Here is a 12,333-nt window from a genome sequence, read left to right as displayed (position 1 = left end):
TAATGCATCTAAATACTTGCTTTTACGGCACATCATGACCTTGTGACGCAATAAGAACACGAAACCAATCGTCGTCACTTAAACGAATCTGACAAGCCTCAACGGCACTTTGTAATCGCTCAATATTACCGGATCCCATTACAGGACAAATACCAGCAGGGTGCCTTAACAACCAAGCGACTACAACTTGGTCAACGGATACTCCCAACGCTTCAGCCAGTTCATTTAGCACATTACGCACACGCAAGGTTCGCTCAGTTTGTCCGCTAAACAAATCACCACCAGCAAAAGGCGACCAAGCCATTGGGGTAACCGCATGCTGCTGCATATGATCTAAAGTACCATCCTGAAAATGCTGCAAGGCCAGTGGCGATAACTCAACCTGATTAACAATTAATGGAGCATCGGTGCGTGACTGCAGTAAATCAAACTGCTGCGGAGTGAAATTAGACACACCAAAATGCTTCACCTTGCCCAAGGTGAACAAGTGATCAAATGCCTGCGCCACTTCATCGGCATCCATCAAAGGGCTTGGGCGATGCAACAACAAAGTATCAATGTATTCACATTGTAGATTGTCCAATGAACGATCCACACTCGCTAAAATGTGCTCACGACGATAGTCGTAACGATGGACTTTTATCTCTGGACGTTGTTCTGACGGCAATAAAATACTGCATTTGGTGACAATTTCCATCTTGTCACGAAGCTCTGGCTTACGCTTTAATGCCTCACCAAACAAGCCTTCACACTGATAGTCGCCATAAATATCCGCATGATCAAATGTGGTCACGCCGAGCGCCAAACATTGCTCGATAAAGGTTAATGTTTCTTGTGCTGACCAACCCCATTCTTGCAAACGCCAAAAACCTTGAGCAATGCGAGACCCTTCAAAACCCAATGGATGATACTGATGGCGCATAATGAAATCCTTAATCGAAATGAACAATGGTCACGTATTCTATGCAATCAATAAGATAACTCAACCATACACAGAAAGATTCCTAGCACTCATGCCTGACACACCTCTCGATCAAATGTATAATGTACCTCATTCAAGACTGACCTCTAACACAGAGCGACGCGACCACTTACAGACGGGATATTTTTTGAGCCATACATTGACCCTTTATTTATTTAGCCACTAGGCGCTCATTAACAACAAACTTAAACCACTGTGATGGATACAAACATGAACTCTATAACTCTTGGCCCTCTTTCTAAGGCTGACGGCGAAATCCAAATTCCAGGCTCAAAAAGTCTTTCAAATCGCATTTTGTTACTAGCAACCCTTGCCAAAGGTACCACCAAAATCACCAATCTATTAGACAGTGATGACATTCGCCATATGCTCGAAAGCCTGACTCAATTAGGCGTAAACTACCGCCTAGAAGATAAAGGCACAACGTGCGTATTAGAAGGTCTGGGTGGCCCCATCCAAGCCGATTTCGGTGACTTATTTCTGGGGAATGCTGGCACCGCAATGCGCCCTTTAACTGCAGCACTATGCCTTGGTCAAGGCGAGTTTCGCTTGCACGGTGAGCCACGCATGCACGAACGCCCGATTGGCGACCTAGTCGATGCCCTAAAAGCACTTGGTGTGGACATTCAATACGAAGGCGAGGTGAACTATCCACCACTGCGCATTAAGGCCAATGGTTTAAACGGCGGCGAAGTATCCATTAAAGGCAACATTTCAAGCCAGTTCTTGACAGCCATTTTAATGAGCGCACCGCTAGCGCGACAGGACCTTACTATTAAAGTTGATGGTGAACTGGTTTCTAAGCCTTATATCGATATTACCTTGCATGCCATGAAACAATTTGGTGTCGAGGTAGAAAATCAAAACTACCAAGCCTTTATAGTCAAAGCTCAACAGACTTACCAAAGCCCTGGCGAAATCATGGTCGAAGGTGATGCCTCATCTGCCTCTTACTTTTTAGCTGCCGCAGCGATTGCTGGTGGTAAAATCAAAGTGCATGGCGTTGGTACAGACAGTGTTCAAGGGGATGTAAAGTTCGCCGAGGTACTGGAAAAAATGGGTGCGAAAATCACTTATGGACCAACTTGGATAGAAGCAGAACGTCAAACGCTAAAAGGCGTAGACCTAGATATGAACCACATTCCAGATGCCGCCATGACGATCGCCACGACAGCCCTGTTTGCAGAAGGCACGACTCGCATCCGTAATATTTATAACTGGCGCGTTAAAGAAACGGACCGTTTAAGCGCCATGGCCACCGAGCTTAAAAAACTGGGTGCCGAAGTCATTGAAGGTGAAGATTTCATTAGCGTAACACCTGTAAAAACCTTACAGCACGCGGCTATCGATACGTACAATGATCACCGTATTGCAATGTGCTTCTCATTAGTCGCCTTCTCAGATACACCGGTCACTATCAATGATCCAGGTTGCACCTCTAAGACCTTCCCAACCTACTTTGAGCTATTCAATCAAGTCACTCAATCGTAACGGTTGACCAGACAGACCAAGCCCCAGTGACCTATGCATTCTTTCACAGGTCACTGGGGCTTTTTTATAGGAAATTACTTTTGATTCTCAGGCGTGGCTGGCGTTTCCAACATTTTAATCTGTTTCGGTGTCAGCAACTCATACAGAGACGCTCGATTCTCCGCATACGCCATGGTTAGCGCCTTAGTTTGCTTGGCACTTTTATCTGCCAGAGTATCAACTTGCTTCAAATAGCCTTTTGAATTAGGCGTAAGCTGACTCAATGCCACTTGAGTTTTGTGGAGCTGTTCTTGAATTTTGCGGATTTTTTGACCATCTCGTTCAAACAATGCTGACACTTTTTCTTCCGCATTACTGTCCAAGCCCAACTTATCGGCAATGCGTTCCGCCAATTGCTCATGATTGGGTGCCGCCATTTTCGCATCTTCAGGTTCTGCAAAGGCTTTCATCGTCACACCAGCAATTAACGCAATGCCCAAACATGTGACAGCAATCATGCCAGTTTTTTTGTTGGTCAACATACTTTCTCCTCAGTCGTTCTGTTTGCGATGAAGACATTATGTCTAGAGTTACGTCAAACCGAGCCAAAGACCAAGGAGAGAGTGATAAAGCTTGTCAACATGGCGTCAACAAGCTGATGAATGTATCCACCAAGCTAAATAAAACACTCAGTGAATGCACATTTCCCAAATTAAGATCGACTTGTTAAGGCTGGATCCCAATCTTTCCAAACTACCTCTTTCCCTTGCGCGTGAATCATCGCTGCAATCTCAGCGACGCTTCTTTCATCACTAATTTCAAACTGTTCCAAAGCAGGCTCAGCTTCTTCGGCATAACCCCCTGGCTGAGTTTTTGACTCAGCGCTCATGGTCGTAAAGCCCATTTTTACAGCATGTTGTCTAAAACTAGGGGATTCACGTGTCGACAGACTCATCTCTAAATCCGCATCGAACAACCGCCAAGCGGCAATCAATTGAACCAGTTGGCGATCGCTGATCACGGATTTAGGTTCAATCCCACCTTTACAAGGACGAATCCTAGGAAACGCCACACTAAAACGACTACGCCAATAACGCTTTTGCAAATGGCGTAGGTGATGAGCCATGGCAATAGAATCCGTTCGCCAATCCTCTAAGCCCAACAGTACTCCTAATCCTATTTTATGAATCTGCGCCTGACCAATACGATCCGGCGCATCTAAGCGATAATGAAAGTTGCCCTTATTGCCGCGCAAATGATGCTCTAGGTAGGTTTTACGTCGATAGGTTTCTTGATACACCAAGACCGCATCCAGTCCCAACTGCTGAAGACGCTCATAATCCGTCTTTTCTAATGGCTGAACTTCCATTGAGAGCTGACTAAAATGAGGCTTTATGCGCGGCAACATACGCTCAAAATACGGCATAGCGACCTTATTTGTCTCACCAGTCACTAGCAGGATATGGTCAAATCCTTTCGCCTTAATAGCAGCCACCTCAGCATCTACTTGCTGCTCATTAAGTGTCAGACGGCGAATGGCATTCGACATAGAAAAACCACAATACGTACACTCATTGGCACAGGTATTCGACAAATACAGTGGCGCAAATAAACTAATCGTGTTGCCGAAACGCTGTTGAGTAATACGCTCACTCTTGCTCACCATCTCCAGCAAATAAGGCGCTGCAGCGGACGAAATTAACGCGGCAAAATCGTCTACGTCCAACTTATCTTTTGCCAGAGCCCGAATCACATCCTGTTCAGTTTTCATTTGATGACTGCGAGTCATGGTTTGCCAGTCCAGACCTTCAAGCACCTGACTGAACTGACCTGCAATAGCTGGGCTCTGCTCAACAACACGCAAAACAGACGCCTTACTCATGACAAAGCCCCGATAAACTCCGTTAGTGGGCTAGTGGCATGCGCCGCATCAAACCGCTTCTCCCCTAATCCAGATTCGTACGCTAATCGACCTGCTTCGACCGCCAAACGAAACGCCTTACCCATTTGCTCTGGTTGTTTCGCTACAGCCATCGCGGTATTCACCAAGACCGCATCCGCCCCCATTTCCAAAGCCAGAGAAGCATCCGATGGCGCACCAATCCCCGCGTCCACAATCACTGGTACATTAGCCTGTTCAATAATGATGTCTAAAAAAGGTCGACTCGCCAGCCCCATGTTCGATCCTATAGGCGAACCTAAAGGCATGACACATTGACAGCCAACCTCTTCCAGACGTTTGCACAGAACAGGGTCAGCATGCACATAAGGCATTACAACAAAGCCTTTTTTTACCAACGCCTCTGCAGCGGCCAAGGTTTCATTACCATCCGGCATCAGGTAACGTGGATCTGGGTGTATTTCTAGTTTCACCCAATTTGTCTGTAACGCCTCGCGAGCCAACTCAGACGCAAAGATGGCTTCTTTTGCATTTCTTGCCCCAGACGTATTAGGTAATAACTTTACCCCCATGCTTTGTAAGGGCTTGAGAATATTGTCCGTTTGATGCTGCAAATCCAAACGTCGTAAAGATAGCGTTACCAATTCCGTGCCACTGGCCAAGATGGATTCCGTCATCGCTTCGGCGCTGGCATACTTTCCAGTACCAGCAAACAAACGAGAACAAAACGCATGATCAGCAATAATCAAGGGTTCCATACCTAACCTCCAGCAATGGATTCAAAAATAAACACACGACAAGAAGCGAGTAGATCGGTCGTTTCCCAAGCACTGCGAGGAATGATGTTCTGATCTATGGCCACCGCCACACCATTAGACTCTTTTTGCAACGTATCAATTAAGTCTTGAACATAACGACCATCAAACTCGAACGGTTTGTCATTAAGATATATTTGCATTTTCGACCTCTTTTGATTGCGCAAACTGCTCTATCAGAAAACGAGTCACCTGTTCAGGCGATTCGGCTAAGGTAATGGCGGTTACCATAGCGACACTGTTTACTCCTGTGGCCGTAACAGCAGCAAAGCGTTCGCAGTTAATCCCGCCAATGGCTACCGTAGGGTAATGACCTTTGAGTAAATTGACGTAATGCTGCAGACGCTTAAGCCCCTGAGGTTGCGAAGGCATTTGTTTTGTTTGCGTGGGATAGATATGCCCCAGCGCAATATAGCTAGGCTTAAACGCCAGAGCTCGAGCAATCTCAAAATACCCATGCGTACTCACGCCTAAACGCAAACCAGCTTGTTGAATACGTGCTAAGTCAGCCACCAACAAATCTTCCTGCCCTAAGTGCACACCATAAGCACCGTATTCAATGGCTTTTTCCCAATAATCATTGATGAACACCTGTGCTTGGTAAGTTTTTCCTAGCAAGATCGCCTGCTGGATTTGCTCATCGAGTTGAGCTGAATCGGCGTCCTTAATGCGCAACTGGGCAATGCGAACCCCTTGCTTCAACACTCGCTCCAACCAATAAATGGAATCCACTACAGGGTATAACCCCATTGAATCCACATTCATTTCTGCAAATGCCAGCGACTGTCCTAAGTTACTTTCAGCGGTAACAATATTAGGTAAGTTCTCAATTTTCTCCGGCCAACCTGGTCGACCTAATGGCCCGGCTCCTTGCCCTATTTGCACGCCAGTTTTAAGCGCACCGGTAATGTAAGCCTTTGCCATAGTGATCGCATCGTCAGCAAAGTAGTCATATCCCAGAAAACAGGCCAACGCAGTTGATAATGTACAACCTGTGCCACGAGTATTATGAACAGACAACTTGTCCGTTGAAAAACCACACACACTTTCGCCTTTAAACCACCAATCTGTCGCCGTGGCCGCTTCATGATGACCGCCTTTCAACAACCAAGAAACTTGGTTAACGCCATATTTCTCAGTGATTTGAAAGGCAATTTGGTTGACCGGTTGATGCGCCGAAATCTGAGTTAACGCTTCAAATTCCAGTAAGTTTGGTGTGAGATAATCCACATAAGGCAGCATTAGAGTCAGTAACTCTGTGGCCGCCTCACTTTGTTGTAACCGATTACCTGCTTCGCTGCTGGCCGCCATAACCGGATCAAACACAATGCTAATTTCAGGACGTTGCTGTTTTATGTTTGCTAACCACTTACTACACGCGACAACCAACTCATAATTGGGCAACAAACTCACCTTAATGGCTTGCGGCCACACATCATCCAACAGCGTGTGCCATTGCGCATCAAACATCGCCACACTAACGGGCTCAACTGAATCAACAATTTTAGAATTTTGCGCCGTCACACAGGTGACGATTGATTGCACATGGCATCCTAGGTCTTGTCCGGTTCGTAAGTCGGCTTGCAACCCTGCGTGTGCTGACGAGTCAGACCCGCCAACACACCAAATAACAGGAGGTTTTGACATTATCTCACCTCCTATTTAAGGTTGGCCTGTTTCAAGATCCGTTGTCGCAGCCGTTTTATTTACCGCTGACACCTCACTTGTTGACGACTCAGAGAATCGGTTTGAATCAATTTTATCCGTCGTCAAATACACATCACTGCCTAAATCTCGAAACTGCTCAGACATTTTTTGCATGCCAGCAATCGGATCATTTTCCTCAATAGCAACTAAATCAATGGCATTCGCTTCTAGTCCAGCGGCATAATCACGTACTTCTTGAGTAATCTTCATCGAACAGAATTTTGGACCACACATAGAGCAGAAATGCGCCACTTTACCTGATGCTTGAGGCAAGGTTTCATCGTGATAAGCACGAGCGGTTTCTGGGTCAAGAGACAAATTAAATTGATCTTCCCAGCGAAATTCAAAACGCGCCTTCGAAAGAGCATTATCGCGAATCTGTGCGCCTGGATGACCTTTAGCAAGATCCGCTGCATGAGCGGCAATTTTATAGGTAATTAAGCCCTGCTTTACGTCTTCCTTGTTCGGCAAACCTAAGTGCTCTTTCGGCGTCACGTAACACAACATGGCACAACCATACCAACCAATCTGAGCGGCACCAATACCAGACGTAATATGGTCATAACCTGGTGCGATGTCTTGCGTTAATGGCCCCAATGTATAAAAAGGCGCTTCATGACAATGCTCTAATTGCTCAGTCATATTCTGCTCAATTAACTGCATCGGCACATGCCCTGGCCCTTCAATCATGACTTGAACATCGTACTCCCAAGCCACTTTTGTTAACTCGCCTAAGGTTCTCAATTCCGACATTTGCGCTTCATCATTGGCATCCATAATAGACCCTGGGCGCAGACCATCTCCTAATGACAACGCCACATCGTATGCCGCACAAATCTCACAAATCTCACGAAAGCGCTCATACAAAAAACTCTCCGTATGATGAGCCAAACACCATTTAGCCATAATCGAACCGCCGCGAGACACAATGCCAGTCAGTCGCTTCGCCGTCAGTGGGACATAACGCAACAAAACCCCAGCGTGGATTGTGAAGTAATCCACACCCTGCTCCGCCTGTTCAATCAAGGTGTCACGAAATACCTCCCAGTTTAAGTTTTCCGCAATGCCATCGACTTTTTCCAAGGCTTGATAAATCGGCACAGTACCAATAGGAACGGGGGAATTACGTAAAATCCATTCTCGGGTTTCGTGTATGTTTTTCCCCGTGGACAAGTCCATTACCGTATCCGCGCCCCAACGAGTTGACCAAACCAGTTTTTCCACTTCTTCCTCAATGGAAGACGTCACCGCCGAATTACCAATGTTGGCATTCACTTTAACCAAGAAATTACGGCCGATGATCATCGGCTCAGATTCTGGGTGGTTAATATTATTAGGGATAATGGCACGGCCTCTTGCTACCTCGTCTCGCACAAACTCTGGTGTAATCTTGTCTTGTAGGTTGGCCCCAAAACTTTGACCTGGGTGCTGCTTAAGAAGCAACTCACTCTTAATGGCTTGCAAGTTTTGATTTTCACGAATCGCAATGTATTCCATCTCGGGAGTAATTATTCCCTTTTTGGCATAATGCATTTGAGTCACACATTGACCAGACTTAGCACGACGTATTTTAGGTAGATGCTGGAACCTCAGTTCATCCAACTTACCATCGTCTAATCGAGATTGAGTAAAGCTGGAACTGACCACGGAAAGGGTTTCTGTGTCATTACGCTCTTCAATCCAATTGGCTCGCAATGGATTGATCCCCTGATGAACATCGATTTTTTCTTGTGGATCGCCGTAAGGCCCTGAACAATCGTATACAAAAATGGCTTCGTTTGGTTCAAACGTCAGTTTGTCAGGGTCCGAACCGATCGGCGTGTCGGTGAGATTGATTTTACGCATTGGCACACGTACACCATCCCGCTTACCCTCTAGATAAATACGTTCCGAAGCAGGAAAAGGCGTGGCTTGAAGTGACTCGATAAAGGCTTTTGCAGCCAAACGAGACTCTTCGCGTGACTGTTTGTTTGGTTTTTTGTTGTTGTAGCTAGACATGAGCATTTCCCTTTTTAATAACGTGAGAATTGCTTGTCTGGGGTGCTGTTTATCCTAACGAACTGATTTAGACATCAGACTAGGCAAACATGGAATCCTGAAATGATAGAATTGAAATAGACGAGTGACTGGCTGCATCGAAAACAATTCAACAAAACAGGAGTTCATTCGATGCAGATAAGAAAAAGTATGACTTTCTTGTTTCCTACGCGGGTATCAACCCGATCAGGTTCTGCGGATCCCGCATTCAATTATGCGATCTCAGCCAAATGGCACTCCGACAAGTAATCATGAGTATACTTATTCAAACGTCCTTGTAAACCCAGTTTTTAGTCTTGAAAGTTAAATGGGTAAGGCTACAACAACACAACTCAGTCCTGCTGCATCTCTAACGCCATTTTATAAAGTTGATTCTTTTTCCCGCCAGTGAATTTGGCTGCAATCGAAGCCGCCTGCTTTAAAGGCAAAGATTCTTCTAACAACAAAGCCAACACTCGACGAGCTTCCTGCAGTGATTCATCTTCTTCTGGCAAAGATAAATTCAACATCACCACAAACTCGCCTTTCATCTGATTCGCATCTTCATCAAACTGCTGCAGAATTTGACTAGGCGAACCAGATAAAAAGGTTTCAAATGTTTTGGTAATTTCACGAGCTAACACCAAGTTGGCTTGATCACCATATACGGCCTCAAGATCGCTAATAGAATCATAAATTCGGTGCGTCGATTCGTAGAAAACAACGGTGCCAGCTTGTTTCGCCCAAGCAGCAAACACATCACGACGGGCTTTACTCTTTGCCGGCACAAAACCCGCGAAGAAAAACTGATCCGTTGGTAAACCAGACGCACACAAAGCCGCCACCACAGCACACGAACCTGGAACAGGCACAACTTTATGCCCCAATGCTCTTAAGCTTGATACCAAGTGGTAACCTGGATCCGAGATCAATGGTGTACCTGCATCCGATACTAGGGCGAGGTTTTTACCTTCTGAAAGTAAACTGGCAACGTACTCTGCTTTGTCTTTTTCATTGTGATCGTGTACAGAAAATAACTTGGCCTCAATGCCAAAATGATTCAACAATCGACGGGTGTGTCGAGTGTCTTCCGCCGCGATATAGTCTACATTGCGTAAAGTTTCTTCTGCTCTTTTGGTAAAGTCGTCTAGATTGCCTATTGGTGTCGCAACTATATACAGCGACCCTCTCACTTCATCCGAAGTATGTGATACCATGATGCCTCTTTCATTTGTCATTTTTAAGATTATGAGCCTATATAATTACCGCATCATATCATTAACCCTCTGCTCTTTTCTGCTGGCGGCCTGTAATTCCGCGAATTTAAATATGCCGCAACAAAACACCACACGAGTGCAGCAAAACACAGCCAACCAAGAGCGCACATTACCGCCTAGCATTTACCAGCCGAAAAAGGCCTTGAGCTCAGATCAGGCGATTCGCGATGCTCTACAACTCGCTCAAGATAACTATGACAATGGCAATTACATCCAAGCCATTTCAATCCTAGAAAAAAATGTTTTAGGCAAAGAGTCATCGGTTCAATTTGATGCATTCCTTTTAGCTGCAAACATCAATTCTCAGCTAGACAATGCTCTAGACGCTTTTCATCAGTTAAACAAAGCCGAACAATTGCCTGTTGCCCGTCATCCAGACAAACAAAATGCCCTGCAAGAAACCCGTGCCAGCATTCTAGAGCATTTTGGTAATTGGCCTGAAGCCGTGAAACTTAGAATGGCATTAAGTTATAGCCTGCCACTGGATGAAGGTGAGTCTAACCAAGCAAAACTATGGCTCGCCGTTCAGAACCTGACACAAAATGAAATTGATAGCCTATATCAAGAACGACAACCTATCCTAAATGGCTGGCTAACCATCAGTAATATTTTACGAGATCAATCTCTATCTATTGAGCAACAGCTGGCTAACTATCAGAACTGGCAACAAGAAAACGCCAACCATCCTGCAGCGATAACTCCGCCACAAGACTTTCAAATTATGGCGTCCGTTGAAGAAATGGCGCCAGAAAAAGTCGTGTTAATGTTACCAATGACAGGCAAATTAAAGCGCGCGTCACAAGCCATTGTCGACGGTTTTTTTGCCACCTACTACAACCAAAAAGAAAAGCGCCCACAGGTCAATATCGTCGATGTAGATCAGTTCAATGACATTAACGATGCTCTACAAGCAGCCAATGACATGACCCCTGACATTATTATTGGGCCGCTACAGAAAAATAACGTAGCACAAATCAGTCGCCTTAACTTGCCATACCCAGTCATTGCGCTCAACCAATTAGACTTTAATAAAGCTGCTAACAATCTGTTTCATTTTTCGCTAAGCGCGGAAGACGAAATCCATGAATTAATCAGCTTCGCCAAACAAGAAGGCGCGACCAAGGCCGCTGTGTTAAGTACTCAAGATACTTGGGCTCTGAAACAGAACGATGAGTTCACTCAAGCTGCCGAACAAGAGCACGTAACCATTACCTCAACCCAATCTTACGCCAACACCCCACAGGGGCGTCAGAGTGCCGTACAAAAACTACTCTTAATCAATGAAAGTACGTCACGCCGTAGATCCGTTGAAAAATGGACTGGCAGCAAGGTTGAGAGCATCGCCCGACCAAGACAAGATTTAGATTACGTTTTTTATGTTGGCAAGCTTGATGACGCCAAACAAATTCGACCATTGTTAGACTTCTATTTCGCAGATTCTGTCCCTATGTTAGCCACAAGCAGCCTAAACGACAGTGCGCCAGACAAAAATGGCAAAGCGGAAGACATTGAGCGAATCTTGTTTACGGAATTGCCAGCTCTTGCATCCAATAAAAAGACAGCCAGTGCCCTGCCCGCGAACCCAGGGTCAAATATTTTACGTCGGCTGCAAGCAATGGGCGCAGACTCTTACTTGCTAGCGAACAAATACCAACTGTTTGCTTTGTTAAAAAGCACTAAGATTTCTGCCAATACAGGCATTATCACCATGGATGACAAAGGCGTTTTTCACAAACGACCTGAGATAATGACCTACCGAAGAGGGAACTTGGTTTATGCGCGCAGTAAGCAATTTTTTCAAAACGAAGAAAACAGTAGCGAAGAATAGCGGACAAAAAGCCGAGCAAGCAGCCGAAGCCTTTTTGTGTCGCCAAGGATTAACCTTTGTAGAACGTAACTTCTATTGTCGAACCGGCGAAATAGATTTGATTTTTCTTGACCAGCAGACCTATGTGTTTGTCGAGGTGAGGTTCCGAGCAGACCAGACTCATGGGACAGCAGCGGAAAGCCTAAGCTCATCAAAGTTAATGAAAGTTCGCAAAAGCGCAGCCCTATGGCTACAAAAAAACAACAAAACCGACGCCTCCAGTCGTTTTGATGCCGTACTATTTGATATAAAAATTGACCATAAACATTTAACTTGGCTTAAAGCAGTATTTTAATCAC

At 45.4% G+C, this 12,333-nt stretch carries 11 protein-coding genes and 1 riboswitch; of the genes, 3 read left to right on the top strand and 8 right to left on the bottom strand.

What is annotated here, in order from left to right:
• Positions 1 to 22: 22 nt before the first annotated feature.
• Positions 23 to 922 carry an aldo/keto reductase gene (locus DFP76_RS10810; protein WP_113874652.1) on the bottom strand — a complete coding sequence of 300 codons (900 nt, stop codon included), beginning with the start codon at positions 920 to 922 and terminating at the stop codon, positions 23 to 25.
• Between the two features lie 270 nt (positions 923 to 1,192).
• Between DFP76_RS10810 and aroA the strand changes: the two genes are divergently transcribed.
• Positions 1,193 to 2,473 (top strand): 3-phosphoshikimate 1-carboxyvinyltransferase, encoded by a 1,281-nt coding sequence (gene aroA, locus DFP76_RS10805; protein WP_113874651.1) that lies wholly within the window; start codon positions 1,193 to 1,195, stop codon positions 2,471 to 2,473.
• 74 nt (positions 2,474 to 2,547) lie between these two features.
• Here aroA and DFP76_RS10800 read toward each other — a convergent pair whose 3' ends face one another.
• From DFP76_RS10800 to rsmI, 7 genes are all read right to left on the bottom strand, one after another.
• Entirely contained in the window at positions 2,548 to 2,994 is a 447-nt protein-coding gene (locus DFP76_RS10800; protein WP_113874650.1) for a periplasmic heavy metal sensor, read from the bottom strand.
• A gap of 170 nt (positions 2,995 to 3,164) precedes the next feature.
• Positions 3,165 to 4,334: a 2-iminoacetate synthase ThiH gene (gene thiH, locus DFP76_RS10795; RefSeq protein ID WP_113874649.1), complete on the bottom strand. Its 1,170-nt coding sequence runs from the start codon at positions 4,332 to 4,334 to the stop codon at positions 3,165 to 3,167.
• Positions 4,331 to 5,110 carry a thiazole synthase gene (locus DFP76_RS10790; protein WP_113874648.1) on the bottom strand — a complete coding sequence of 260 codons (780 nt, stop codon included), beginning with the start codon at positions 5,108 to 5,110 and terminating at the stop codon, positions 4,331 to 4,333. Before DFP76_RS10790 ends, thiH begins: the two co-directional genes overlap by 4 nt.
• 2 nt (positions 5,111 to 5,112) lie before the next feature.
• The gene (thiS, locus tag DFP76_RS10785; RefSeq protein ID WP_113874647.1) at positions 5,113 to 5,310 is read right to left on the bottom strand and encodes a sulfur carrier protein ThiS; all 198 of its coding nucleotides are present in this window, start codon (positions 5,308 to 5,310) and stop codon (positions 5,113 to 5,115) included.
• On the bottom strand, positions 5,294 to 6,814 hold the full coding sequence (thiE, locus tag DFP76_RS10780; protein ID WP_113874646.1) for a thiamine phosphate synthase: 1,521 nt from the start codon (positions 6,812 to 6,814) through the stop codon (positions 5,294 to 5,296). Before thiE ends, thiS begins: the two co-directional genes overlap by 17 nt.
• Before the next feature lie 15 nt (positions 6,815 to 6,829).
• On the bottom strand, positions 6,830 to 8,872 hold the full coding sequence (thiC, locus tag DFP76_RS10775; RefSeq protein WP_113874645.1) for a phosphomethylpyrimidine synthase ThiC: 2,043 nt from the start codon (positions 8,870 to 8,872) through the stop codon (positions 6,830 to 6,832).
• 185 nt (positions 8,873 to 9,057) lie between these two features.
• Positions 9,058 to 9,162: riboswitch (TPP riboswitch) on the bottom strand.
• A gap of 81 nt (positions 9,163 to 9,243) precedes the next feature.
• A complete protein-coding gene (gene rsmI, locus DFP76_RS10770) occupies positions 9,244 to 10,107 on the bottom strand; it encodes a 16S rRNA (cytidine(1402)-2'-O)-methyltransferase (RefSeq protein WP_113874644.1) in 864 nt (287 codons plus the stop codon).
• 112 nt (positions 10,108 to 10,219) lie between these two features.
• Between rsmI and DFP76_RS10765 the strand changes: the two genes are divergently transcribed.
• Both DFP76_RS10765 and DFP76_RS10760 read left to right on the top strand, forming a co-directional pair.
• The gene (locus DFP76_RS10765) at positions 10,220 to 11,995 is read left to right on the top strand and encodes a penicillin-binding protein activator (protein ID WP_245931918.1); all 1,776 of its coding nucleotides are present in this window, start codon (positions 10,220 to 10,222) and stop codon (positions 11,993 to 11,995) included.
• Complete coding sequence (locus DFP76_RS10760; protein ID WP_113874643.1) at positions 11,943 to 12,329, top strand: YraN family protein; 387 nt, start codon at positions 11,943 to 11,945, stop codon at positions 12,327 to 12,329. The genes DFP76_RS10765 and DFP76_RS10760 overlap by 53 nt, the downstream gene beginning before the upstream one ends.
• Positions 12,330 to 12,333: the final 4 nt, after the last annotated feature.

Origin of the sequence: Marinomonas aquiplantarum (genome assembly GCF_003314975.1) — a bacterium.
Classification (GTDB): Bacteria; Pseudomonadota; Gammaproteobacteria; order Pseudomonadales; family Marinomonadaceae; genus Marinomonas; species Marinomonas aquiplantarum.
Note: the sequence above shows the minus strand (reverse complement) of the source record. Positions and strands in the feature narration are given on the sequence as shown.